At 71.4% G+C, this 25,407-nt stretch carries 21 protein-coding genes; 13 read left to right on the top strand and 8 right to left on the bottom strand.

The genetic code is table 11. From position 1 onward, the window contains the following. The first annotated feature begins 29 nt into the window (after window positions 1–29). On the top strand, window positions 30–2,525 hold the full coding sequence (locus L3i22_RS54780) for a protein kinase (RefSeq protein ID WP_370644309.1): 2,496 nt from the start codon (window positions 30–32) through the stop codon (window positions 2,523–2,525). Window positions 2,526–3,024: 499 nt separating this feature from the next. On the opposite strand, the gene leuE is transcribed toward L3i22_RS54780, so the two are convergent. Further along, the gene (gene leuE, locus L3i22_RS47070; protein ID WP_221323901.1) at window positions 3,025–3,678 is read right to left on the bottom strand and encodes a leucine efflux protein LeuE; all 654 of its coding nucleotides are present in this window, start codon (window positions 3,676–3,678) and stop codon (window positions 3,025–3,027) included. 23 nt (window positions 3,679–3,701) lie between these two features. Further along, a complete protein-coding gene (locus L3i22_RS47065) occupies window positions 3,702–4,943 on the bottom strand; it encodes a bifunctional pyridoxamine 5'-phosphate oxidase family protein/GNAT family N-acetyltransferase (RefSeq protein WP_221323900.1) in 1,242 nt (413 codons plus the stop codon). Between the two features lie 64 nt (window positions 4,944–5,007). On the opposite strand from L3i22_RS47065, the gene L3i22_RS47060 reads away from it, so the two are divergent. The 6 genes from L3i22_RS47060 (at window position 5,008) to rny (ending at window position 13,228) form a co-directional block, all read left to right on the top strand. After that, window positions 5,008–6,351 carry an aminotransferase class I/II-fold pyridoxal phosphate-dependent enzyme gene (locus L3i22_RS47060; RefSeq protein ID WP_221323899.1) on the top strand — a complete coding sequence of 448 codons (1,344 nt, stop codon included), beginning with the start codon at window positions 5,008–5,010 and terminating at the stop codon, window positions 6,349–6,351. A gap of 72 nt (window positions 6,352–6,423) precedes the next feature. Beyond that, window positions 6,424–7,089 (top strand): UdgX family uracil-DNA binding protein, encoded by a 666-nt coding sequence (locus tag L3i22_RS47055; RefSeq protein ID WP_221323898.1) that lies wholly within the window; start codon window positions 6,424–6,426, stop codon window positions 7,087–7,089. Between the two features lie 144 nt (window positions 7,090–7,233). Next, complete coding sequence (locus L3i22_RS47050; protein ID WP_221323897.1) at window positions 7,234–7,434, top strand: DUF3046 domain-containing protein; 201 nt, start codon at window positions 7,234–7,236, stop codon at window positions 7,432–7,434. 177 nt (window positions 7,435–7,611) lie between these two features. Further along, window positions 7,612–8,658, top strand: coding sequence for a recombinase RecA (recA, locus tag L3i22_RS47045; RefSeq protein WP_221323896.1), 1,047 nt, complete (start codon window positions 7,612–7,614; stop codon window positions 8,656–8,658). Window positions 8,659–8,672: 14 nt separating this feature from the next. Further along, window positions 8,673–9,431, top strand: a complete 759-nt coding sequence (locus tag L3i22_RS47040) for a regulatory protein RecX (protein ID WP_221323895.1) — start codon at window positions 8,673–8,675, stop codon at window positions 9,429–9,431. Between the two features lie 2,072 nt (window positions 9,432–11,503). Then, window positions 11,504–13,228, top strand: a complete 1,725-nt coding sequence (gene rny / locus L3i22_RS47035) for a ribonuclease Y (RefSeq protein WP_221323894.1) — start codon at window positions 11,504–11,506, stop codon at window positions 13,226–13,228. 142 nt (window positions 13,229–13,370) lie between these two features. On the opposite strand, the gene L3i22_RS47030 is transcribed toward rny, so the two are convergent. The 4 genes from L3i22_RS47030 to L3i22_RS47015 all read right to left on the bottom strand — a co-directional run bounded on the left by L3i22_RS47030 (window position 13,371) and on the right by L3i22_RS47015 (window position 16,711). Continuing rightward, window positions 13,371–14,228: an amino acid ABC transporter permease gene (locus L3i22_RS47030; protein ID WP_221323893.1), complete on the bottom strand. Its 858-nt coding sequence runs from the start codon at window positions 14,226–14,228 to the stop codon at window positions 13,371–13,373. Next, complete coding sequence (locus L3i22_RS47025; RefSeq protein WP_221323892.1) at window positions 14,225–14,881, bottom strand: amino acid ABC transporter permease; 657 nt, start codon at window positions 14,879–14,881, stop codon at window positions 14,225–14,227. The genes L3i22_RS47030 and L3i22_RS47025 overlap by 4 nt, the downstream gene beginning before the upstream one ends. Window positions 14,882–14,964: 83 nt before the next feature. Then, a complete protein-coding gene (locus L3i22_RS47020; RefSeq protein WP_255657682.1) occupies window positions 14,965–15,897 on the bottom strand; it encodes a glutamate ABC transporter substrate-binding protein in 933 nt (310 codons plus the stop codon). 70 nt (window positions 15,898–15,967) lie between these two features. Further along, the gene (locus L3i22_RS47015; protein ID WP_221323890.1) at window positions 15,968–16,711 is read right to left on the bottom strand and encodes an amino acid ABC transporter ATP-binding protein; all 744 of its coding nucleotides are present in this window, start codon (window positions 16,709–16,711) and stop codon (window positions 15,968–15,970) included. 165 nt (window positions 16,712–16,876) lie between these two features. Between L3i22_RS47015 and L3i22_RS47010 the strand changes: the two genes are divergently transcribed. Both L3i22_RS47010 and miaB read left to right on the top strand, forming a co-directional pair. Then, on the top strand, window positions 16,877–17,341 hold the full coding sequence (locus L3i22_RS47010) for a hypothetical protein (protein WP_255657681.1): 465 nt from the start codon (window positions 16,877–16,879) through the stop codon (window positions 17,339–17,341). Window positions 17,342–17,401: 60 nt separating this feature from the next. After that, on the top strand, window positions 17,402–18,889 hold the full coding sequence (gene miaB, locus L3i22_RS47005; protein WP_221323888.1) for a tRNA (N6-isopentenyl adenosine(37)-C2)-methylthiotransferase MiaB: 1,488 nt from the start codon (window positions 17,402–17,404) through the stop codon (window positions 18,887–18,889). A gap of 40 nt (window positions 18,890–18,929) precedes the next feature. On the opposite strand, the gene L3i22_RS47000 is transcribed toward miaB, so the two are convergent. Further along, the gene (locus L3i22_RS47000; RefSeq protein WP_221323887.1) at window positions 18,930–19,823 is read right to left on the bottom strand and encodes a LysR family transcriptional regulator; all 894 of its coding nucleotides are present in this window, start codon (window positions 19,821–19,823) and stop codon (window positions 18,930–18,932) included. An 84-nt stretch (window positions 19,824–19,907) separates the two neighbouring features. Here L3i22_RS47000 and L3i22_RS46995 point away from each other — a divergent pair, with 84 nt between their 5' ends. From L3i22_RS46995 to L3i22_RS46985, 3 genes are read left to right on the top strand one after another with little or no spacing between them, the layout of a single operon-like run. Continuing rightward, complete coding sequence (locus tag L3i22_RS46995) at window positions 19,908–20,867, top strand: threonine/serine dehydratase (protein WP_221323886.1); 960 nt, start codon at window positions 19,908–19,910, stop codon at window positions 20,865–20,867. 45 nt (window positions 20,868–20,912) lie between these two features. After that, window positions 20,913–22,688, top strand: coding sequence for an NAD-binding protein (locus L3i22_RS46990; RefSeq protein ID WP_221323885.1), 1,776 nt, complete (start codon window positions 20,913–20,915; stop codon window positions 22,686–22,688). 47 nt (window positions 22,689–22,735) lie between these two features. Continuing rightward, window positions 22,736–23,233 (top strand): hypothetical protein, encoded by a 498-nt coding sequence (locus L3i22_RS46985; protein WP_221323884.1) that lies wholly within the window; start codon window positions 22,736–22,738, stop codon window positions 23,231–23,233. Window positions 23,234–23,254: 21 nt separating this feature from the next. Here L3i22_RS46985 and L3i22_RS46980 read toward each other — a convergent pair whose 3' ends face one another. Further along, window positions 23,255–24,193, bottom strand: a complete 939-nt coding sequence (locus L3i22_RS46980) for an SCO2521 family protein (RefSeq protein WP_221323883.1) — start codon at window positions 24,191–24,193, stop codon at window positions 23,255–23,257. Window positions 24,194–24,377: 184 nt separating this feature from the next. On the opposite strand from L3i22_RS46980, the gene L3i22_RS46975 reads away from it, so the two are divergent. After that, entirely contained in the window at window positions 24,378–25,343 is a 966-nt protein-coding gene (locus L3i22_RS46975) for an FAD-binding oxidoreductase (protein ID WP_221323882.1), read from the top strand. The last annotated feature ends 64 nt before the right edge of the window (window positions 25,344–25,407 follow it).

The raw sequence follows: 25,407 nt of genomic DNA, 5'->3' as shown, positions 1-25,407 counted from the left end.
CCTGATACTCGACGTGATGGGTGGTGTCGATGGCGGTCAGGCAGATGCTCGTCGCAGGCCGGTACCGTCTCCTGGAACCGGTCGGCGCAGGCGGGATGGGACGGGTCTGGCTGGCCCGGGATCAGATGCTGGACCGGGATGTCGCGATCAAGGAGATCGTCCCACCCGACTGGATGTCCGACGCCGAGAAGGACCGGCTGCACAGCCGGACCCTGCGTGAGGCGCGCAGCGCGGCCCGGCTGACCCATCCGCACGTGGTCCGGGTGTACGACGTGGTGCACGCCGAGGGGCTGTCCTGGATCGTGATGGAGTACGTCGCGTCCCGGTCGCTCTACCAGGTGCTGACCAGCAAGGGGCCGTACCCGCCGATCGAGGCGGCGCGGATCGGCCTGGCCGTGCTGGACGCGCTGACCGCGGCGCACCGGGCCGGGGTGCTGCACCGCGACGTCAAGCCGCACAACGTGCTGATCGGCTCCGACGGCCGGGTGTTGCTGACCGATTTTGGCCTGGCCACGTTCGTCGACGACGGCATGATCACCACGCCGGGGCTGATCGTGGGCTCGCCGCAGTACGTGTCGCCGGAGCGGGCCCGGGACGGCGCCTCCACGGTGGAGTCGGATCTGTGGTCGTTCGGGGCGACGCTGTACGCGACGGTGGAGGGGCGGTCGCCGTATGCGCGGGACAGCGCGATGGCGACGTTGGCGGCGCTGGCCACCGAGCTTCCGGATCGGGCGGTGCGGGCTGGGCCGCTCGGGCCGATCATCGACGAGCTTCTTCGGTACGAGCCGGGGGAAAGGCTGAGTGCGGACGAGGCCGAGCGCAGGTTGCGGGCGGTGATCGAGCCCGTTGCGCCGGGTCGTGACCCGGCGGGCGCGAGTGACGGGGCGTCTGTGGGGTCGGCTGTGGTCCGTCGTGATCCGGGGGGCTCGGATGGGGCGGCCGCTGAGCCAACTGCGGATCTGCCGGATGTTCAGAGCGATCTTGACACCCCGAATCTGACCGATCTGGATCGGGCTGTGGTGCCGGCTTTTCCGGTTCGGGCTGGTCTGGCGGGGGATCCTGGGGAGACGGGTGAGGTTGCGGTTCCCGCCGGAGCCGAGGACTCCGACGACTGGTGGCATCCGGCTGAGGAGGAAAGGGACTTCGCCCGGGGTAGCTATATCGATGGGACGTTCACCAGTTCTGAGGTGCTCACGCGGAGCGCCGCTGCTCGCGACCGCTACCACGGCGGTCACGCCTCGTCCGATCACCAGGCCTCCAGCGGCTCGGGTTCGTCCAGCGGCTCGGGTTTCTCCGGCGGTCGTGGCGCTTTCGGCGGTGGTGGTTCTTCTGGCGGTCGTGGCACTTTCGGCGAGCGTGCCACTTTCGGCGGGCGTGGCTCTTTCAGCGGTCGTGGCTCTTTCAGCGGACGTGGGGCGGAAAGCGACCCTGGTCAGGCCGGCTCCGACTTGCCGCGGCCCCGGCCACGGCCCCGCCCGAACCGGGAGCCGGCCGCCGCGGGGGATCCCGCGACCAGCCCGTCCGCCCGTCGCGGCAACCAGGCGCCGCTCCACACGATCCCGGCCCCCCGGTCACCGGTCTCCGGGCCGTTGACCGGGAACCAGCCGACGCCCGGTCCCCGGCGAGCCAGGGGAATCAGCACCCGACTGGTCGTAGCCGGCCTGCTCGCGGCCGTAGTGGTCGGCGGCAGCCTGCTCAGCGTCCATCTGATCGCCCGGGAGGACTCCGCCCCACAGATCCTGAGGCCGCCGGCCGCGTCGTCGTCCGTGAACAAGTCCCTGCCCCGGTCGTCGGCTGTTGCCTCCAAGAACCGGGCGTCTGCTTCCGAGAACCGGGCGTCTGCGTCCCAGAACCGGGCGTCGCCGCCCGTTGGGTCCCAGTCCCCGGCGTCCCCGACCGCTGGGCCCCGGTCCCGGGCATCGCCGACCGTCTCGGCACCACCGCGATCGCCGTCGGCGGGCGCCGGATTCTCCCCGGTCGCCTGCGACGCGCGGCCACCCGGCGGCATCCCGACCGCCCCGAAGGACGGCGCGGCCCGAGGCGTCAACGGCTGGGAGTTGCAGACCGGCTGGTCATACTTCACCGACGGCAGCGGATTCCACCTCCCGGTCCCGGACGGCTGGACCTACCAGCGGATCGGCACCACCTACTGCTTCCGGGACCCGCACAGCGCCCGGGTACTGAGCCTGGACGTAGGCCGCCGCCCGGCCACCGACCCGGAACAGGGCTGCCGTGCCGAGGACCGCCGCTTGCGCCAGACCCGGCGGATCCGCGACTACACACTGATCGCGGTCACCCCGGTGACCCTCCTGCCCGAGGCCGCCGACTGGGACTACCGCTACCGCTCCGCCACCGGCGTACTCCGCCGCGCCACCACCCGCTGGATCACCGGAGGTGGCCGTGCCTACGCCCTCGGCTGGGCCACCCCGGAGACCACCTGGCCCACCGACCTCGGCAAACTCCAGATGATCCGAGGCACGTTCTACACCGACACCCCACTCTCCACCGCCCCAGCCCGCAGCTGACGCCCGCCGCCGCCCGCCCTTCCGCGCACCCGCTCCTGGACCGCAGCGCCCCTGGTCGCGACAGCTCACCTGCGTCGCGGCGCACCCCGCCGCAGGGCGTGCTGCCCCGCCATGGCCCATCGGTCCGCGGCCCGTCGCTCCACGTGCGGTTGCACGGGCCCGGTTCCGTCCGCCACCCACGGCTGCGCCGGGCTTCGGCTCCGCCATCACGCGCACCGGCGCGACTTCCGACCGCAGCCCGGGCGGCCCATTGCCACATTGCCGCCGCTCGGGCCGCCCACTGCCGCCGCGGCTCGGGTGGCCCATTTCCGCAGCCCGCGCGGCTGCGGGGCGGGCACCGCCGTGGCCCGCTGCCCCCGCGGGTCACGGGCGCGGTGCCCCCGCGGGTCACGGGCGCGGTGCCCACGCGGTCATGGGCGCGGTGGCCCCGCGGGTCACGGGCGCGCCGCCGACGGGCCGCCGACGGGCCGCCGACGGGCCGCCGGCGGGCCGGGGGTGGTCAGCCCAGGCTGGCGGTGGCGAGCTTGATGCTGAAGCCGACGAACAGTGCGCCCACCGCCGTCGTCGCCCCGGCCGCCAATCGCCGGCGGCGCTCGAACTGGCCGGCCAGGAAGCGGCCTCCGAAGATCAGCGCGGTCAGGTACAGCGCGCTGAAGAACTGCACGACCGCCCCGAGAACCAGGAACGACAGGGCGGGATGCGGATATCCCGGCTGGACGAACTGGATGAAGAACGAGACGAAGAACAGGATCGCCTTCGGGTTGAGCAGGCTGATCACCAGTGCCCGCCGGAACGGGCGCTGCATCTCGGCCGGCTCGTCCTCGACCGCGGTGGCCGCCACCTCGCCCCGATGCCGCCACCGGCCCCAGGCGCCGCGCAGGATGTTCACTCCCACCCAGGCCAGGTAGGCGGCGCCGGCGTACTTCAACACCAGGAACAGCGGCGGATACGTGCCGAGCAGCGAGGACACGCCGGTCGCCGACAGGACCATCAGCACCGCGTCGCCGAGGAAGACCCCGGACGCGGCGGTATATCCCGCCCGGACGCCGCGACGCGCGCCGACCGAGAGCACGAAGATCGAATTCGGCCCGGGCAGCAGGATGATGGCCACCACGCCGAGCACGTACGTCCAGAAATCAGTGATGCCCAGCACGAGTCACGCCTCCCCAGCCCCGATCAACCGGCCGCGAGTCGGTCACGCAGGCGCTGGGCTGCGGCCGGCCACTCGTCCGCCGTCATCGCGAAGACTACGGTGTCCCGCCAGCTGCCATCGGGTCGCAGCCGCTGCCTGCGGATCACCCCGTCCCGGCTCGCGCCGAGCCGGGCGATCGCGCGCTGCGACCGCTCGTTGCGAATGTCGGTATACCAGAACACCTTGGCCGCGCCGAGCACGTCGAACGCCCGCTCCAGCAGCAACAGCTTCGCCTCGGTGTTGACCGCGGAGCGCCACCACCGGCGGCCCAGCATGGTGTGCCCGATCCCGACCGAGCGGCGATCCGGGTCGACGTCGTGATAGGTGGTCATCCCCATCACCTCGCCGGTCGCCGGGTCGACCTGGGCCCACCCGGACCGGTCGCCCCGCCACTGCCCGCGGATCACCTCGGCGATGTCCGCCGCCACGTCGTCCACGGTCCGCGCCCGGGGCACCGGGATGTACCGCCAGACCTCCTCGTCGTCCAGCGCCTTGAACAGGCCCGGGGCGTGCGACGGGGACAGCGGCTCCAACCGGACGTGCCGGCCGGCCAGCACGACCGGGGTCTGCCAGGCGGTCGCCGGATTGCCCGACAGGTAGGCGGGCGGGGGAGCCGGGACGCCCGGCTCGGTCTCCGGCGGGCCGGCGACCCGGCGGATCGGGAGCACCCCGGCCCAGTGCGGCAGGTCGAGATCCGCCTCGTCGTCGACCACTCCGCCGGCCCGGACCCGCACCGACACCTCGGCCAGCGGCAGGGCCAGCACGCTGGTCTGGGCCATCTCCTGCCCGGTCGGCGGGCGGCTGTCCGCGGAGCGGCCGGCGCCGGTCTTCTCCACCAGGGCCAGCATGGCCGCGGCCTTCTCCGCCGGGTCGGTGACCTGGCGGGCGGTGCCGAGCGCGACGACCGAGCGGTAGTTCGCGCTGTGGTGGAACTGGGAGCGCCCGTAGACCAGACCGTCGAGCAGGGTCACGCTCACGCAGACCGGAATGCCGTCGGCCCGGGCCGCCAGCGCCATCCGGCCGCCGGTGGAACCATGCAGGTAGAGCGTCTCGCCGACCCGGACGTGCAGGGTCGGCAGCACCCGGGGCGCACCGTCCACCACGAAGCCGACCGAGCAGTCGAACGCCTCGTCGAGAATGGCGTGCGCCGTCTCCCGCTCGTAGTGCATGCGGCCGCGCGTACGGGTCGCGGTGGTGCGGTCGGTAGCGGCGTAGACGTCGGTCATCAGGGCCTCCCCGGTGGCGCGGAACCTCTTGCGTGGCTCCTTGTACTAGTACAGAATCATCGCTGTGGCAGAACAATATCAGGTCAGTGGTGAGACCGCCGCCGAGATTTCGTCGAGCATCGAGGCCGGTGTGGTGCGGGGCGACTGGGTCTTCGGCGCCGCGTTGCCGCCGGTGCGGGTCCTGGCCGGCGCTCTGCACGTCAGCCCCGCGACGGTCGCCAAGGCGTACCAGGAGCTGCGGCATCGCGGTGTGGTGGAGACCGAGGGCCGACGCGGCACCCGGATCCGGGCCCGTCCACCCGTGACACCGACCCGGGCCGCGCTCCGTCTCGCCGTACCGGCAAATGTTCTTGATCTTTCTTCCGGTGAGCCCGATCTGCGTCTGCTGCCGCCGCTCGGCCCGCCGCTCCGGGCGGTCGCCGAGCGCGTCGGGCCGCCGCAGGGCTACACCTCGGCGGTGACCATGCCGGAGCTGGTCGAGGCGGCCCGCGCGCGGCTGCTCGATCAGGGCATTCCGGTCGCCGACGCGGCGATCGCGGTCACCGCCGGCACGCTCGACTCGATCGAGCGCCTGCTCATCGCCCATCTCCGGCCCGGTGACGCGGTCGCCGTCGAGGATCCGAGCTGGGCGAACCTGCTTGACCTGATCGCCGCCCTGGGCATGCGGCCGCTGCCGGTCACGATCGACGAGGAGGGTCCGGAGCCGGAGTCGCTCGCCGCCGCTCTGCGGGCCGGCGCGCGTGCCGTGATGATCACCGTCCGCGCGCAGAACCCGACCGGCGCCCTGGTCAGCGCGGCCCGTGCCGCCACGCTGCGGGACCTGCTCGCCGAGCACCCCGACCTCCTGCTGGTGGAGGATGATCACGCCGCCGAGCTGGCCACCGAGCCGCCGCACGTGATCGGCCCGGTGACCCGATGGTGGGCCTTCGTCCGTTCCGCCTCGAAGCCCTTCGGGCCCGACCTGCGCATCGCGGTGCTGGCCGGCGACGAGACCTCGATCGCCCGGGTCACCGGCCGGATGCGGATCGGCATGGGCTGGGTCTCCACCCTGTCGCAGCGGCTGTTGCTCGAGCTCTGGCGCGACGCCGGGGTCACCGAGCTGGTCGCCGGGGCGGCCCGGTCCTATGCCGGTCGCCGCCGTGCCCTGCTCGACCTGCTGCGGGAGCAGGGCATTCCGGCGTTCGGCGCCGCCGGGATCAACGTCTGGGTGCCGGTCACCGACGAGACGCACGCGGTCGCCACCCTGCGCGACGCGGGTTACGCGGTGGCGCCCGGCGCCCGGTTCCGGGTCTCGTCGCCGCCCGGCGTCCGGATCACCATCGGCCCGCTCGACGAACCGGACCTTCCCCCGCTCGCCCGTGCGGTCGCGGCCGCCGCCCGCCCGGTCGGCGGCATCGTGATGAGGTGACCCGTTCCGGTGTCCTCCGGACGGGTGTACCCGGTCGACGCGCCGGCGACCGATCCGGGTAGAAACGGGGACATGCCAACGACCGGAGCTCCGGCCGGCGCGCAGCAGTGGGTGCCGCCGCGACCGCACAGCATCGACGAGCTCAAGCAGGCCGCCGCCGACTGCCATGGCTGTGAGCTGCACGAGAACGCGACCCAGACGGTCTTCGGCCGGGGCGCGCCACACGCGAAGATCGTCTTCGTCGGCGAGCAGCCCGGTGACGTGGAGGACCAGCGGGGCCTGCCGTTCGTCGGTCCGGCCGGCCGGCTGCTGCGGGAGGCGGTGGACGATGCCGGGATCGACCCGGCCGAGCTGTACATCACCAACTCCGTGAAGCACTTCCGTTTCGAGCTGCGGGGGCAGCGGCGCATCCACCAGACGCCCGGTCCCGCGCACATCACCGCCTGCCGGCCCTGGCTGGTGGCCGAGTTCTCCCTGTTGAAGCCGCAGCTCGTGGTCATCCTCGGGGCGACCGCGGGCAAGGCGCTGCTGGGTCCGTCGTTCCGGGTCAACCGTTCCCGGGGCCAGCTGATGGCCTGGCCGGGCTCGGCCGAGCATCCGGAGGACTTCCCGGTGGCCGATATCCGGGCGCTGGCCACGATCCACCCGTCGGCGGTGCTCCGCGCGGACAATCGGGACATCGCCTATCAGGGGCTGGTCGACGACCTGAAGATCGCGGCCGGAGCCGTCGCCGCCTGAACGTCGGGCGCGGCGATCAGGCGTCCGTAACGCGTTCATCTGCCGCCCCGGCCCCGGGTGCGGCAGGTCACAAACGATTCCGGCCCCGCGTGCCCGTCTTCACGGAACGAGCCACTTCGGAACAGCGTGGGTACGCTCGTGGGCGTGCGATTGACGGACTTCTGGAGACGCCTTGAACAGGCGTTCGGGGCGCCTTACGCCCGCAGCTTCGCGGCCGATCACGCCTTCGGGGAGCTGGGCGGCCGCACCATCGACGAATCCATTGCTCAGGGTATCGATACCGCTACCATCTGGCGCGCCGTGGTGACCAACTACCCCGATCGAGTGCCGTCCCAGCTGCACTGAGCCATTTTTCGTACGCTTGTTCTGGCGTGTCGCTCGATGTCGTACAAGTGTTCGGCTATTGTCCACAGCGGCTCGGCCATCCACAGCCCTCGGTTGGGCGGAGGATTTTTGTCATACCCACCGCATACCGTGTCGGCCGTGGCGAAGAACGCGAAGTCAAATACAGGGGTGACAGCAATGGTGGCAGCACCGGACCGGGAAAAGGCGCTCGAACTGGCGCTGGCACAGATCGACAAGCAGTTCGGCAAGGGCTCGGTGATGCGTCTCGGCGAGCGGCCGGTGACGCAGATGGCCGTGATCCCGACGAGCTCCATCGCTCTCGACGTGGCACTCGGTGTCGGCGGTCTGCCGCGCGGCCGGGTCGTCGAGATCTACGGGCCGGAGTCCAGCGGTAAGACCACGGTCGCGCTGCACGCGGTGGCCAACGCGCAGAAGGCCGGCGGCACCGCGGCGTTCATCGACGCGGAGCACGCGCTCGACCCGGACTACGCGCGGGCCCTCGGCGTCGACACCGACGCCCTGCTGGTGTCCCAGCCGGACACCGGTGAGCAGGCGCTGGAGATCACGGACATGCTGATCCGCTCCGGCGCGATCGACATCATCGTCATCGACTCGGTCGCGGCCCTGGTGCCGCGCGCCGAGATCGAGGGCGAGATGGGTGACAGCCACGTCGGTCTGCAGGCCCGGCTGATGAGCCAGGCGCTGCGGAAGATCACCGGCGTGCTCAACAACACCAACACCACCGCGATCTTCATCAACCAGCTCCGCGAGAAGATCGGCGTCATGTTCGGCTCGCCGGAGACCACCACCGGTGGTCGCGCGCTGAAGTTCTACTCCTCGGTCCGGCTCGACGTCCGGCGTATCGAGAGCCTGAAGGACGGCACCGACGTGATCGGTAACCGGACCCGGGTCAAGGTCGTGAAGAACAAGGTCGCGGCGCCGTTCAAGCAGGCCGAGTTCGACATCATGTATGGCAAGGGCATCTCGCGCGAGGGCTCGCTGATCGACGTCGGCGTCGAGCAGAGCATCATCCGCAAGTCCGGTGCGTGGTACACGTACGACGGCGACCAGCTCGGTCAGGGCAAGGAGAAGGCTCGGGAGTTCCTCAAGGAGAACCCGGACGTCGCCGCCGAGATCGAGAAGAAGATCCTGGAGAAGCTCGGCGTCGGCCAGACGACCGGGGACGCCACCGGCGGCCCCGAGCTGCCGCCGGTCGACTTCTGATCCGGTAAGTAGCGATGGCCGGACGACGTGGTGCCCGGTCCGGGCGCGGATGGGATGCCATCCCGCCCCGGGCCGGTGCCGACGGGCCGGATGACGGGACCCCGGGTGCGGATGCCCGGGGTGGGCCCGGAGGCCGACCCGGTCGGCGGGGCGGCTCCGGCGGCGGTTTTGGCGCCGGCGCCGGGTTCGGCAGCGGTGCCGGTGACGAGTCCGAGAAGCGTCGGCCGTCGGCTCCGCAGCAGACCGAGTCCGAGCGCGCGCGGGAGATCTGCCTGCGTCAGCTCGCGGCGCGTCCGCGGACCCGGGCCGAGCTGGCCAAGGCGCTGACGCGCAAGGAGATCTCCGAGGAGGTCATAGCCGAGGTTCTGGATCGGTACGACGAGGTCGGCATCATCGACGACGCGGCGTTCGCCCGGGCCTGGGTGTCGAGCCGGCATCAGGGGCGCGGCCTGGCCCGTCGGGCGCTCGCCAACGAGTTGCGGCAGCACGGGGTGGACGCCGAGGTGGCGAGCGAGGCGCTGGAGGCCGTCGACGACGAGTCGGAGGCGGAGATCGCCCGGACCCTCGTCGACCGCAAGCTCCGGACCGCGCGGGGCGAACCCGAGGCGATCTTCCGTCGTCTGGTCGGCATGCTCGCGCGTAAGGGCTATCCCGCGGGCGTCGCCATCCGTGCGGTCAAGGACGCGTTGGCCGCCCGGGACGCGGAAGCCGCCGAGTTCGCCGAGAACCTGGACGCTGACGCGCTGGCCGACCAGGCGGAACCGCTCGCCTGACACCTGCGGCACCGGGCACAGGCTTCTGCCGTCCCGGTGCTGGGTCGCGCTCGGAGCGCGGCCGTCCGGGCAAACGGATGCCTGCCCTCACGCTGCCCGTGGATGCGCGGCGCCACCTTCGACCGGCCGGCGCGACGCGGCGGCAGCAGGACGCGGCGGGGCGGCAGCAGGACACGGCGCGGCGGCGGGGCGCGGCAGGGTGCGGGGCGGCGGCAGGACGCGGGCGGCGGTGCAGCAGGACCCGGCGCGGCGCGGCGGCCAGGCCCCGAGGCACGGCGGCCGAAGCAGCTGACCCTGAACCCCGACGGACCCGCCCGCTATGTGCACGTTCCCAGCCTGACGAGGGAAGATTGGCCATGGTTGCGCTTTGTAACAAGTGCCCATGAGCGGAGAGAAACCGATCCCGATCCCCCCGGACCCGGTCAAGCCGACGTCCCCGGCCGACCGGCCACCCCCGCACGCCCCGGATCCGTGCCGCGGCACCCGGCCCGGCGAGGTGGCATTGGTGACGATCTCAAGGCGTCGGACCTATATAGTCCGGATGTGAGGAACTCCACCCTTTCGACGGGAACCTCCGGATCGGCGTCCACCGACCCGGTGATCGTCACGCTCGGTGGGGTGGATGGCCGGTTGCCGACGCGCGGAATAATGGCCGGAAGCCTTCCCGTGGCTCCTGGCCAGGGCGCTCAGACCGGCTTTGGAAGCGCTCGATGTTACGGCACATCGGAAATATCCGGGCGATATCGTGAGCTGGGCGTAAGTGGGTCTGTGCCCTACGTCCCATCCGCTGCCGAATCATGAGTCCTTGACCGAAGCGGCACTTGCGACCTAGCCTCGCGTTACACAAGGTTTGCTCGACCATCGCAAGCAACACACACAACATAGATCGCATTACATTACGGCATCACTTGGCGGGTTCCGCCCGCTGAAGATCGCCGAAGACGTCGCCAGCCGCTGACCGCGCGGTGGGCGGTGAGACATATCAGCGGTCGACCCCACAACTCCACACACTCTGATCCGAGCCATCAGCAACCGACCCGGATGCGGAAGCCGCCACCATCGCCGGCGGGGTCCGACAGAGCCCCGACGGACGAGATTTCGTCGAAGGCGTTGTCACACTCCGTCGACGATCGCGAGAGCCGATGATCGACAGTCGACGATCACGATCCCCGGGATCGCGACGGGTTCACGATCGCAAGATCGAGAGTCCGGAGAGCGATCACCGGAGCGAAATCGCCGGATGATCGAGGGCTGCGAGAGCAATCGCTAGTTCACGATCACCAGGTGACGGACCCGGCCGTGACGCCGGCAGGACGACGTGACTCCCCGGGAGCCACCCGACCGAGCCGACGACACGACCACCCCGCAGCGGGCCGCAAGGTTGCACGGGATGCGGAACGGCAGGTGGCGACTCCGGCACAGCCGGCTGAGCGACCAGCCGTCGAGCGCCGACCCGAGCAGGGCTTCGGACCGGGCAAGCGGATCGGCCTCCAGAAAGGCCGGCAACGCGGAACATCGCGAAGCCGACCGACGGGAGGCCGGCCGAGCAGCAGGCCACCACGCCGACGAGGCAGGCCCCGAAAGCGCCCGCCAAAGCGGACGCCGAAAGGCGAAACGCCGAGCCGGCCGAGCAGGGCCGACAAAGCGGACGCCGAAGGGCGAAACGCCAAGCCGACCGAGCAGGGCCACCAAAGCCGCAAAGCCGAAAAATCCGCAAAGCAGGCGAAAGCGGGCCGCGAAGGCGACCCCGCAAGAGCCCGCGTACCCCGGACCCGAAGTCAGCCCCCAGACCCCGGCCTGAGCCGGGGTACTGAAGGCAAGCCGGAAACGGCCGGTCGAAGGCGCCGAAGGGCACCCGAGCCGGCCTGGCCCCAGAGAACCGACGAACCGGACCGGAGAGGCGAAAGTCACCCCGGAATCCCGGTCTGGAAGCCGGAACAGGCGGCAACCGGCTCCTCCGAGAGGCGAAGCTGGTAGTCGTTACGGCGGAGCGTGTGAGCCGGTCATCTGCCTTGGTCGGGCATCCCGCAGAGAGCCCGCGCGCGTGCACACCGCGCCGGCAGCGAAGGGAGATGGCCCCGTTGTACTGGGTGCTCGTGGTAGCAGTCGTCGTGCTCGCCGTGTCGGTGATCGCCGGACTGACGCTCGGCGCCCGGGCGCTGCGCCAACTCCGTAGCGAACGGCAGGATGCCCACGACCGGCAGGAGCAGGAGGTCGGCGACGCCCAGGCGAAGGTCGCCGACGCGAATGCCAAGGCCGCGTCGGTGCGTGCCGAGGCCGCCGCCGCGAAGGCCGAGGCGGCCGCCGCCCGCGCCGAGGCCCGCCGGGTGCTGGAGAACGCGCACAGCGAGGCCGACACGATCCTCGAGCACGCCCACCGCCAGGCCGAGGCGGATGTCGAGCAGCTGCGCACCGCGGCCCGCCGGTCCGGCGAGCGCGAGATCGCCCTGCTCAACGCCACGGTGAAGGAGCAGGCCGCGGAGGTCGAGCGCCGCGCCGCCCGGATCGACGAGCGGGAGCGGCTGCACTCCGACGAGGTGGAGCGTCTGGTCGACCGGGAGCGCCGGCTCGGTGCGCTCGAGTCCGAGCTGGGCAAGCGCGAGACCAGCCTGAAGAACCGGGAGTCCGCCGTCGAGGCGGCCGAGGAGACGAAGCGCCGCGAGCTGGAGCGGATCGCCGGCCTGACCGTGGACACCGCGAAGACCGAGCTGATCGACTCGATCGAGGGCCAGGCCAAGCGCGAGGCCGCGATCCTGATCCGGGACATCGAGACCGACGCGCGGAACACCGCGGACACCCGGGCCCGGCACATCGTGGTCGACGCGATCCAGCGGATCGCCAGCGAGCAGACCGCGGAGAGCGTGGTCAGCGTCCTGCACCTGCCGAGCGACGAGATGAAGGGCCGGATCATCGGCCGGGAGGGCCGCAACATCCGGGCCTTCGAGTCGACCACCGGGGTCAACCTGATCATCGACGACACCCCCGAGGCGGTGCTGCTCTCCTGCTTCGACCCGGTGCGCCGGGAGGTGGGCCGGCTGACACTGGAGAAGCTGGTGCTGGACGGCCGGATCCACCCGCACCGGATCGAGGAGGTCTTCGACTCGGCGAAGAACGAGGTGGAGCGGCTGTGCGACCGGGCCGCCGAGGAGGCGCTGGTCGACGTCGGGATCACCAGCATCCACCCGGAGTTGACCAAGCTGCTGGGCCGGCTGCGGTACCGGACGAGTTACGGCCAGAACGTGCTCAAGCACCTGGTCGAGACCGCGCACATCGCCGGGATCATGGCCGCTGAGCTGGGCCTGGACGTGCCGACGATGAAGCGCGCGGCGTTCCTGCACGACATCGGCAAGGCGCTCACCCACGAGGTCGAGGGCAGCCACGCGCTGATCGGCGCGGATCTCGCCCGTAAGTACGGCGAGCACGAGGACATCGTGCACGCCATCGAAGCGCATCACAACGAGGTGCCGCCGCAGACCATCGAGGCGGTGCTGACCCAGGCGTCGGATGCCTGCTCGGGCGGTCGGCCGGGCGCGCGGCGGGAGAGCCTGGAGGCGTACGTCAAGCGGTTGGAACGGATCGAGGAGATCGCCGGCGGCAAGGTGGGCGTCGAGAAGGTCTTCGCGATGCAGGCCGGCCGCGAGATCCGCGTCATGGTCCGCCCGGACGACATCGACGACATCGGCGCCGCGGTCCTGGCGCGCGACGTCGCGAAGCAGATCGAGGAGGAGCTGACCTACCCGGGCCAGATCCGCGTCACGGTCGTCCGCGAGTCCCGCGTAACGGAATTAGCAAGATAAAACCTTTAAATCCGATTTGGTACGGAGAAAGCTGCGCCCCAAAAGCGCAGCAAACCCCCGAACCGGACCCTACGCGCCCGCCCCCACCCCGCCCCGTGCCGACGCGAGGCGCAGGGGGCTCGCGACTCCGGCGGCGCGACCGTCAGATCTGCCGGTCGACGTCGGTCAACGGCAACGGCTTCGCCGCGCTGGTCCGCACCCGCGTCAACCGCCGCTGCAGCCACCACGCGAAGATCGACAGCAACCCGCAGATCCCGATGTAGATCGCTGCCACCACCAGGTACGCCGGAACGTACGGGAACCCGAACGCCAGCCGCCCCCCGATCGTCTTCCCGACGGTCAGCAGCTCCGGGTACGTGATGATGAACCCGAGCGCGGTGTCCTTGAGCAGCACCACGAGCTGGCTCACGATGGCCGGCAGCATCGACCGGACCGCCTGCGGCAGCAGGATGATCCGCAGCGTCTGGCCCTTGCGCAGCCCGATCGCCGAGGCCGCCTCGGACTGCCCGCGCGGCACCGCGTTCACGCCGGCCCGGAAGATCTCCGCCAGCACCGACCCGTTGTACAGGGTGAGGCCGACGACCAGCGCCCACAGGTTGCTGATCGACCAGCCGTACTGCAGGGGCACGTAGTACCCGAAGAAGATCAGGATGAGCAGCGGGATGGCCCGGAACAGCTCGACCACCACGGACGACGGCGCCCGCAGGATCCGGTGGTCGCTGAGCCGCCCGGCCGCGAAGACCGCGCCGAAGAGCAGCGCCAGCACCGCGGCGATCCCGGCCGCCTTGAGCGTCGCCAGCAGCCCGTTGACCAGCTCCGTCTGCACGGCCTGGTACTCGAACTGGGCCCAGCGCCGGTACTCGAACTGGCCGGTCGCGTTGAACCGGTAGATCACCCAGGCGATCAGCGCGACGATGCCGACCGTGGCCAGCACACCGATGACCAGGTTGCGCCGACGGCCCCGCGGGCCGGGCAGGTCATAGAGAACCGAAGAGCTCATCGCGCCACCGCCAACTTGCGCTCGAGGAACCGCTGCAGCACGACCAGCGGAGTGATCAGGACCAGGAAGCCGATGGTGATCCAGAGCAGCACGTAGAACTGTGGCTCACCGAACTCGGCCATGTAGGACGGGATGGCCCCGGCCTCCACCACCGAGAAGCCGGCCGCCACGGTGGTGTTCTTCAACATCGCGATCATGACGCTCATCAGCGGCGGCACCATCGCCCGCAGCGCCTGCGGCAGCACCACCCCGGTGAGCACCTGGGCGAACGAGAGGCCCAGCGCCCGGGCCGCCTCGGCCTGCCCGGGGGCGACCGTGTTGACGCCGGAGCGGACCACCTCGCAGATGAAGGCGGCGGTGTAGACGGTGAGCGCGACCGCGGCCGCGGTGAAGTACTCGAAGTTGATGTCGAGCTTGGGGGCGGCGAAGACCAGGAACGCGAAGACCAGCGTCAGCGGTGTGTTGCGCACGATGTTGACGTACGTCGCGCCGAACCAGCGCAGCGCCGGGATCGGCGAGACCCGGAACGCGCCGAGCAGGACGCCCAGCGCCAGGCTGCCGACAGCGGCGATCAGGAACAGCTTCACCGTGTTACCGAAGCCCTGGCCGAACAGGCTCCAGTGGTCTGTCAGTACGTTCAGGAACTCCGTCATGCCCCGTCCCTATAAGCAGCGGAAGACTCACCGGCCGGGGCCGGGCGGAAAGATCCGCCCGGCCCCGGTTCCAGCGATGTGGATCAGTAGCGCTCGAGGGTCGGCGGGGTGGCCGGCGAACCCGACTTGCCCAGCGTGCCGTCGTAGATCTTCTGCCAGGTGCCGTCCTTGAAGGCGGCCTCCAGCTGGTTGTTGACGTAGTCGCGCAGGGCCTTGTCGTCGTGCGGCAGGCCGATGCCGTACTTCTCGGTGCTGAACGGCTTGCCGACGACCTTCAGGTCGGTCGAGTTCTGCGCGGCGTAGCCCTTGAGGATCGCGTCGTCGGTGGTGACGGCGTCGACCTTCTTGTCGAGCAGCTGCGAGACACATTCCGAGTACGTCTTGAACTCGACGATGTTCTCCGGCTCGGTCAGCTTCTCGTCCTTGACCCGCTGGATCGGGGTCGAGCCGGTGGCCGAGCAGACCTTCTTGCCCTTGAGCGTGTCCTTGCCGGTGATCGCCGTCTCGTCCTTGCGGACGAGCAGGTCCTGGCCGGCGACGAAGTACGGCCCGGCGAACGCGACGTCCGCCTTGCGCTTGTCGGTGATCGAGTAGGTGCCGACGTAGTAGTCGATCTCCCCACCCTTGATCGCCGTCTCGCGGTTGGCCGACGGGATCTCCTTGTACTCGATCTTCGCCGGGTCGACGCCCAGCTTGGACGCGATGTACTGGGCGATCTCGATGTCGAAGCCGCAGCGCTTGCCGGAGGTGTCCTTGTAGCCCAGGTTCGGCTGGTCGAACTTGACCCCGACGACGACCTTGCCGGCCGACTTGATCTTGTCGAAGGTGGTGCTGCCCGCCACCGCCGCCGCGCTGTCCGCGGTGAAGGTGGTGCCGGAGGGCTGACAGGTGTCGGAGACCGGTGCTGCGCCGCTGTTGTTGGCGTCGCCGCTGGCGGTCGGGGTGCCCTCCTTGCCGCACGCGGTCAGCGTGAAGGCGAATGCCGCAACGGTGGCGAACACCGCTACCCGCTTCATGCCCATGATCAACTCTCTCCTCTGCTCCAGTGGTGACTGGAATCGGCTTGGGGGCCGGTCATCGGGTTGTTCAGTGCGTCAAGATCTTGGAAAGGAAGTCCTTTGCCCGGTCGCTCTTCGGGTTCGCGAAGAACTCCGCCGGGGGCGCCGACTCGACCAGCTGGCCGTCGGCCATGAAGACCACCCGGTTCGCCGCGTGCCGCGCGAAGCCCATCTCGTGGGTGACGACCACCATGGTCATCCCCTCCTTGGCCAGCGACGTCATCACGTCCAGCACCTCGCCGACCATCTCCGGGTCGAGCGCGCTGGTCGGCTCGTCGAAGAGCAGCGCCTTGGGCTGCATCGCGAGCGCCCGGGCGATCGCCACGCGCTGCTGCTGGCCGCCGGAGAGCTGGGCCGGGAACTTGTCCGCCTGGCTGGCGATGCCGACGCGCTCGAGCAGCGACATCGCGCGCTCACGGGCCGCGGCCGACTTCTCCTTGCGGACCTTCACCGGGCCGAGCATCACGTTCTGCAGGATGGTCTTGTGGGCGAACAGGTTGAACGACTGGAAGACCATGCCGACCTCGCTGCGCAGCTTGGCGAGTGGACGGCCCTCGGCCGGCAGTGGCGTCCCGTCGAAGGTGATCGTCCCGGAGTCGATCGGCTCCAGCCGGTTGATCGCCCGGCAGAGCGTGGACTTACCCGAGCCGGACGGTCCGATGACGACGACGACCTCGCCGCGTGCGACAGACAGATCGACATCCTGCAGCACGTGCAACGGGCCGAACCACTTGTTGACGTTCTCCAGAACGATGAGATCCGCGCCTGCCACCTAGTTCCCCATCCCATCCCCGCCCGCCCGCCCGGCGTCCATCCATTCGTCGGGCCTCCGTTGGCAGCCACCCTAGGGGGACATGTGTATCGGAAGGTGACGAGAATGGTCACGGAGCCGTAACGCAGCGAGCGCGGGAGGAAAGGTGCCGACACCATGGTGGGTATGTCTGGCCTCTGGAACTGGTCCGTCGCCGGGCTGATCGAGCCCGATCAGGTGCGGAATGCGCTGGCCGGAGCGCTGGAGTCGCCGGTGGGCGAGCTGCCCGACGTCGGCCCGGGCGCATTGATGTGCGACGTCTATCACGTCGGTGGCGACTTTCCGACACTGATCGATGTATTTCTTGCGCCCGATGACGTCGCCGAGGAGACCATCGCCAGCGCGGTGGCGGTCCGGCTGGGTGCCGCGCTCCTGCTCCCGGACGACACGCTCAACCCGACGAGGTACGTGCTGGCCGAGCCGGACGGCACGCTGCGAGCCGTGCACGTGGACGAGGCGGAGACCGACGACGGCGCCGAGCGACGGCACGCCCGCCCGTGCACCGGCGCCGATCCGGCCTGCGCCACCGGCCCGGGCTGCGGCCGTTCCCGCTTCCGCCCGGGCGGCGATCCGGCCCGCTCCGCCGCCTGAGGTCACGGCCACCCGCCCGATCGGTTTCCCGCGCCGATGGCAGTACCCTGGTCAATTGCCATGACTACCGAGATGCAGGGCAACCCGCGCACCTACGACGTGCGCACCTACGGCTGCCAGATGAACGTGCACGACAGCGAGCGGATCTCCGGCCTGATGGAGGACGCCGGCTACGTGCGCGCCGCCCAGGCGGACGCGGCCGACGTGGTCGTCTTCAACACCTGCGCGGTCCGGGAGAACGCCGACAACCGCCTCTACGGCAACCTCGGCCACCTGCGCCCGACCAAGCTGAAGAACCCGGGCATGCAGATCGCGGTCGGCGGCTGCCTGGCACAGAAGGACAAGGGCGACATCGTCAAGAAGGCGCCCTGGGTCGACGTGGTCTTCGGCACCCACAACATCGGCTCGCTGCCGGCGATGCTGGAGCGCGCCCGGCACAACGAGGAGGCGCAGGTCGAGATCCTCGAGTCGCTCGAGGTGTTCCCGTCCACGCTGCCGACCAAGCGCGAGTCGACGTACGCGGGCTGGGTCTCGATCTCGGTGGGTTGCAACAACACCTGCACGTTCTGCATCGTCCCGTCGTTGCGCGGCAAGGAGAAGGACCGCCGCCCCGGCGACGTCCTGGCCGAGGTGCGCGCGCTGGTCGCCGAGGGCGTCCTCGAGGTGACCCTGCTCGGGCAGAACGTGAACTCCTACGGCGTCGAGTTCGGTGACAAGCTCGCGTTCGGCAAGCTGCTGCGCGCCTGCGGCGAGGTGGAGGGCCTGGAGCGGGTCCGGTTCACCAGCCCGCACCCGAAGGACTTCACCGACGACGTGATCGCCGCGATGGCCGAGACGCCGAACGTCGCGCACTCGCTGCACATGCCGCTGCAGTCCGGTTCGGACCGGGTGCTCAAGGCCATGCGCCGCAGCTACCGCCAGGAGAAGTACCTGGGCATCATCGAGAAGGTCCGGGCCGCGATGCCGGACGCCGCGATCACCACGGACATCATCGTCGGCTTCCCCGGCGAGACCGAGGAGGATTTCGAGCAGACCCTCGAGGTGGTCCGCAAGGCCCGGTTCTCCACCGCCTTCACGTTCCAGTACTCGATCCGCCCCGGCACCCCGGCCGCGACCATGCCGGACCAGATCCCGAAGAAGGTCGTCCAGGCGCGGTACGAGCGCCTGATCGCCACCCTCGAGGAGATCACCTGGGCCGAGAACAAGAAGTTGGTCGGCGAGAAGGTCGAGGTCCTGGTCGCGGTCGGCGAGGGCCGCAAGGACGGCAGCACCGGCCGGATGAGCGGCCGGGCCCGCGACGGCCGCCTGGTCCACTTCGCCACCGGCCCACTCACCCCGCGCCCGGGCGACGTCGTCGAGACGGTCATCACCTACGCCGCGCCGCACCACCTGAACGCCGACGGTGACCCGCTGTCGCACCGGCGCACCCGGGCCGGCGACGCCTTCGAGGCCGGGATCACCCCGAAGCTCAAGGGCGTCTCGCTCGGCCTTCCGACGATCGGCGCCCCGGCGCCACTGCCTCCGGCAGCCGACGGCTGCGCTCTCTGACCGGCACGCGATTCACCGCCGGGCCGCTGCCGGTCCGGCGTCAATCGCGACGGTACGGCGGTGAGCCCGCGACCGTCCGCAGCTGACGCAGCAGCGCGGACGTCCCGGGCGGGTCGGGCGTGTCACCGTAGACCGCGGCGTAGACGTGCCGGCCGGTGGTGGGCAGCGGAAATGTCCGTACGTCCGCATTGTGGTGTGCGGCCAAGGCCAGCCCGGGCAGGACCGTGACCCCCAGGCCCGCCGCGACCAGCGCCTGCACCGCGACGTAGTCGTCGGTGGTGAAGCGGATGTCCGGCTGAAAGCCGGCCGCCGCGCAGACCCGTAGCAGCTCACCCCGGCACCGCTCGCAGCCGGAGATCCACGGTCGGTCCCGGTGCTCGGCGAGCGTCGAACCGTCCCAGCCGGCCGGCGTGACCAGGTGCAGCGGCTCCTCCAGGATCAGCTCGTGGCGCAGCCCGTCCAGGTCCGGCGCGGGCTCGTCGGGATAGACGAACGTCAGCGCGACCTCGACCTCGCCGCTGCGCAGCAGACGCACCGCCTCGGGCGGCTCGGCCTCGCTGAAGCGCAGGTCGACGCCGGGGTGCGCGGCCACGAAACCGGCCGCCGCGACCGGCACGAAGGTGCCCAGCGCGGACGGGAACGCGGCCAGCCGGACCCGGCCCGAGCGCAGCCCGGTGTGCGCCGCCAGCTCCGCCTCCGCGGCGTCCAGCCGGCCCAGGATCTCCTCGGCGCGCTCGGCCAGCATCCGGCCGGCGTCGGTGAGCCGGATGCCCCGGCCGGCCCGCTGGGTGAGCCGGCTGCCGGTCTCCGCCTCCAGCCGGGACAGGTGGTGGCTGACCGACGGCTGGGCGTAGTGCAGGGCCTGAGCGGCGGCGGTGACCGAGCCGTGCCGGGCCACCGCGACCAGCACCCGCAGGCGGGTCACGTCGAGCATGGCGGCAATCTATCAATCTGGCCGATGGGTCTGCCAAGATTCCGGCATTGGACCGATGGGTCGTGCCGGGCCGACGATCGGGGCATGGAGCTGACCCTCGCGGACTTCCGCGCCGCGCACGACATCGTCCGCCGCCACCTGCCGCCCACCCCGCTCTGGAACTACCCGCTGCTGGACCGGGCGGCCGGCACGAGACTGCTGGTCAAGCACGAGAACACCCAGCCGATCGGCGCGTTCAAGGTGCGCGGCGGGCTGACCCTGCTGGACGCGATGCCGGCCGCCGAGCGGGCCCGGGGCCTCGTCACCTGGTCGACCGGGAACCACGCGCAGTCGATCGCGTACGCCAGTCGCCTGCACGACGCGCCGTGCACGGTCGTCATGCCGTCGAACGCCAGCCCGGCCAAGGCGGCCGCGGTCGAGGCGTGGGGCGGCCGGGCGGTGCTGACCGGCGACACCCTGGAGGACGCCCAGCGGCACGCCGGGAAGCTGGCCGCCGACGCCGGCGCGCGGCTGATCAGCCCGGGCGACACGCCGGAGCTGCTGGCCGGGGTGGGCACGCTCTACCTGGAGATCCTGGAGCGGGCCCCCGAAGTGGACACCATCGTGGTGCCGGTGGGCAGCGGGACCGGCGCGGCCGCCGCGTGCCTGGTCGCCGCCGCGCTCGCGCCGGGCTGCGCGGTGATCGGCGTGCAGTCGAGCGCGTCGCCGGCCGCGCACGACTCGTGGCGCGCGGGCGAGCCGCTGGCCCGGCCCAACCGGACCACGGTCGCCGGGCTGGCCACCGGCCGCGGCTTCGATCTGCCGCAGCGGATCATGCGGGCCGGGCTGGCCGACTTCCTGCTGGTCACCGACGAGGAGATCGGCGTGGCGCGGCGGCTGCTGGCGACCGCCGCGCACACCCTGGCCGAGGGGGCCGGGGCGGCCGCGCTGGCCGCGGTGCTGAGCCGGCCGGAGCTGTTCGCCGGCCGGACCGTCGCGGTGGTCTGCACCGGTGGCAACGCCGATCCCGCCGAACTGGGCACGATGGCCGGTAGCCGCGCGTGACGGCCCCGTGACAGACTGAAGACCGTCTACCCGTGTCGAGGTGTCATGGCCAACTTTCCCCGTGCGCCGCTGTCGTCCTGGGGTGAGCAGCGCCAGCCGGGAGTCACCGCGACCCGCCTGCTGTTCGCCCTGACCGGGCTGGCCGCGCTGGTCCTGGGATACGTCGGCTTCGATCAGTACCTGGCAGTGGCGGCCGACCCGCACAGTCGGGACCCGCTCAACCTGACGTACAACACGCTGCAGCTCTTCGTGCTCGGCGCCGATCCACTGCAGAACGCGGTGCAGATCCCGCTCGCGCTGCAGATCGCCCGGTTCGCCGCGCCGGCCGTCACGCTGTACGCGTTCTTCGAGGCCGGCCGGGTGCTGCTGGCCACCGAGCTGCGCCGCTGGCGGGCCCGCCGCTCGCGGGGGCACGTGGTGGTCTGCGGCGACACCGCGGTCGCCCGCACCCTGGCCGAGCGGCTGCACCTGGCCGGCCGCCCGGTGGTGCTGGTCCGGACCCGGCCGATCGGCCCGCTGGAGCTGCGCGGCCGGGGGCTGCTCGGCGTGCAGGGCGACGCCCGCGAGCCGGTCGTGCTGCGCGGCGCGGCCGCCGGGCACGCCGCGGTGATCTACGCGTGCACCGAGTCGAGCGCGATCAACCTGGCGATCGCCGCCGGCGCCGCCCGCCTGGCCGGCCCCGATCATCGGGACCTGGCGATCTACGCGCAGATCCACGAGCCGGACTGGGCGCTCACCCTGCAGGCCCGCCGGCTCGGGGTGCCCGACGCGCGGGCGCAGCGGCTCGACTTCTTCCAGATCGACCAGCTGGCCGTGCAGGTGCTGCTGGCCCAGCAGCCGCTGACCGTCCGCCCGGACGGCGAGGTGCCCCGGGTGCTGCTGGCCGGCGACTCGCCGCTGATCCGGGCGATGCTGATCGAGCTGGCCCGGCACTGGCGGCTGCGGCGGGACCGGCCGGGCCGCAAGATCGAGGTGGACTTCGTCGCGCCGGACGCGACGCGCCTGCTGGAGCGGATCGCCCGGCGCCATCCGATACTGCGGGACGCCTGCCTGATCGTGCCGTACGAGACGACCGTCGCCGACCTGCTCGCCGACGGCCCGGACCTGCGCTACGACCGGGCCTTCGTGTTCTTCGCCGACGAGAAGTACGGGCTGCAGCTCGCCCTCACCGAGTACCGGCTCTGGCACCGGGTGACCGGCGACGTGGTGGTCGCCGTCGAGGGCCTGGCCGAGCTCGCCGACGCGTTCAGCCCGAAGCATCCGCCGCCGCTGCTGGACCCGCTGAACGGCCGGCTCAAGCTGTTCTCCCCGGCCGCCGCCGGCTGCGATCCGGCGCTGATCGCCGAGGACCTCGCCGAGCGCCTGGCCCGCCTGATCCACGAGCGGTACGCGGTCGCCGGCCAGGTCCGGGGCGATCACCGGGCGATCCCGCCCTGGGCCGACCTGCCCGAGTCGCTGCGCCGGTCGAACCGGTTGCAGGCCGCCGACATCGGCCCGAAGCTGCACCAGGCGAACTGCGCGATCGTGCCGAGCGACGGGTCGGGGGAGATCTTCCGGTTCCGGGACGACGAGATCGAGGCGCTGGCCAGGCGGGAGTCCCGGCGCTGGATCGAGGCGACCGAGGCCGAGGCGCGCCGGCGCGGCGTGCCGGTGGACGAGCAGAGCGCCCGTTATCTGCGCGACTGGGAGGACCTGCCGGCCGACGGCCAGGAGAAGTGTCGGGCGGCAATCCGTGACATTCCGGACATTCTAGGCGAGGCTGGCTTCCAAGTCGTCCGTTTGTCGGACACTGGAGCGAACCGGGCATTGTTCCCGGCATGAACGGGCCGCAACACGACGAGCACGCCATCGGCGGGCAAGGGGTAACGATGATTCGCATCGGGGTGACGGGCCACATCGGGCTCGAACCGTCCTCCCGCCGTCTGATCCGTAACGCGATCGCGGCCGAACTTCGCAAGCACCGGCCGGTCCACGGCGTCACCTGCCTGGCCGACGGCGCCGACCGGATCTTCGTGGAAGCGCTCCGGTCCTGCCGGGGAACGTTCGAGGCGGTGTTGCCGGTGCCGGAGATAGGCGCCGCCCCGGAAGAGGAGCGTGAGATGCGCGAACTGCTGCGCCGCGCGACCGATGTCACCCGGATCACCGTGCCGGGGCCGCCGGCGTTGTCGTACGAGGCGGCCAGCCGCGAGGTGGTGAAACGCAGCGACCTGCTCATCGCCGTGTGGGACGGCGACAAGGTGGGTGCCCGCGGCGGCACCGCCGAGACCGTCGCCTACGCCCTGGAGCGCGGCATGGAGGTCAGCCGCATCTGGCCGGACGGCGCCCGCCGCCTCTCGTTGTCCGCCGTCGCGGTCGCGGTCGGGTGACCCGGCGTCGGGTGACCAGGCTCAGCGCCGCGGCTCGCCGGCCTGTTTGAGCAGGTCGAGCGTCCCGACGGTGATCTGGTCCCGGACCCGGGCCACCGCGGCGTCCCACTGCCGGGTGAAGCCGGGCTGCTCGTCCAGCGCCTCCCAGATCGGCAGCAGCTGGTCCGGGACGTGCGCGGCCGGCATCCAGAGGTGCAGCAGGTGCTCCAGGAGCGGCTGGAGCCGGGTCACCCGCTCGCCCCGGCTGTGGTCGTGGGCCAGCGTCGCGTCCAGGACCGACAGCACCGTGGTCAGCAGCCAGTCGTGCAGCGCCAGGTCCTCGCAGAGCGCCACCACGCCGCTGAGCGGCATCTCGGGCAGGGTCAGGTCGAGCGTCCGGAGGTCCTCGGAGGCCAGGGTGAACGCGCCGGTGGCCTCGGTGACGGACTTGTCCATCCGGGCGGTCCACCGGAGCCGGACCCGCGGCGCCCGCAGCGGCGGCGCGTGGTCGATGTCCCGGGAGCGCTGCACGGTGTCCAGCATCCGGGCCGCGATCGCGCTCAGCTCCAGGGTGTTGGCCCGGCGCCCGCCGGCGAGCACGCCGCGCGCGACGTCCGCCGGATCCAGCTTCCCGATCGCCTCCAGGCAGCCGGGGCTCGCCAGGTAGTGCGACCAGGGCTGCCGGACGGTGTTGCGGACCGCCGTGATCCGGGCCCGGGCCGAGCCCTGGGCCACGTGCCCGGCGACGACGTTGACGTGCGAGGCGACGGTGCCGATGCCCCGGGTCTGCCGCCCCGACACGGTCGGCAGCAGACAGTCCACCCCCTCCAGCAGGTCCGGTGAGGACGTCTGGGCGAGCGGCCGCTCCATCGACCGGATCCGATCGTCGACCGCGGTGGCGATCAGCTGCTCGGTACTTCGCCGGGAGAGGGCGGCGGAGTTCTGCAGGAGGCCGGTCTGGACCTCGCCGAAAGCCAACATGGGTCCTCCGCGGACGTTTCCTGTTTTCCATCGTGACGCCGGTTCGCGTGGCCGGGCAATCCGCGCCGCAGCGACTCCGCGCGGGAAGGATAAAGGGCCGCCCGCCCGGGCTCACCGCCGATAGGGCCGGGTGCCGAAAATTCCGCTCGTGCGGTGCCGCCGTGTAAGCCGTTAGTGTCGGGGTGTGACCGTTACCAACTTCGATGCGGTGGTGGTGGGTGCGGGCGTGTGCGGCCTCACCGCGGCCCTGTGCCTGGCCCGCCGGGGACTCTCGGTCGAGGTCGTGGCCCGGCAGCTGCCACCGGAGACCAACTCGTGTGCCGCCGGGGCGATGTGGGGACCCTTCATGGTCAGCCACCCGGATGCCCGGCGCTGGGCCGACGAGAGCCTGGCGGCCTTCCGCGAGCTCGCGGCGGACCGCTCCACCGGGGTCGCCATGGTGCGTGGCGTCGAGGCGTCCGCCGGCCTGGCGCGCCCGCACCCGTGGCTCTACTCGACCGGTGACGTCGAGCTGTGCGAGGAGGTCGTCTGGCCGGGGTACCGCAGCGCCTGGCGCTACACGACGGCGGCGGTGGACATGCCGGTCTACTCGGAGTACCTGCTGGCCGCGCTGAGCGCCGAGGGCGTTCCGGTGCGGGCCCGCGAGATCGGCTCGCTGGGCGAGCTGGCGGGCGTCGCGCCGGTGATCGTCAACTGCAGCGGCGCCGGCGCCCGGTCACTGGTCGACGACCCGAACCTGGTGCCGGTCCGGGGCGTGGTCGTGGTCGTCGCGAACCCGGGGATCGACAGCTTCTTCACCGAGGACGGCGCCGGCCCCGAATTGACGTACTACATCCCGCACGGCGACACGGTGGTGCTCGGCAGCACCCTGGAGGCGCCCGGCGCGCCGGTCCTGCCGGAGTCGCTGGTGGTCAAGCGGATCCGGGAGCGGTGCGGGGAGATCGAGCCGCTGCTGCGGGACGCCCCGGTGCTCAGCGTCCGGGCCGGTTACCGCCCGGTGCGACCGCAGATCCGGCTGGAGGCGACCACCCTGGACGGGCAGGCCGTCATCCACAACTACGGTCACGGCGGTGGCGGCGTCAGCGTCTCCTGGGGCTGCGGGCAGGACGTCGCATCCATGGTGGAGGCTTGCCTGTCCCGGCTATATTGACCGCTACGCAGCGCTTTCGGGGAGCGCCGCCGAGTAACCGCCGAGCCTGACAGCTGTCACTCCC

This window comes from Actinoplanes sp. L3-i22, assembly GCF_019704555.1.
In the GTDB taxonomy this organism is placed as follows: domain Bacteria; phylum Actinomycetota; class Actinomycetes; order Mycobacteriales; family Micromonosporaceae; genus Actinoplanes.
Note: the sequence above shows the minus strand (reverse complement) of the source record. Positions and strands in the feature narration are given on the sequence as shown.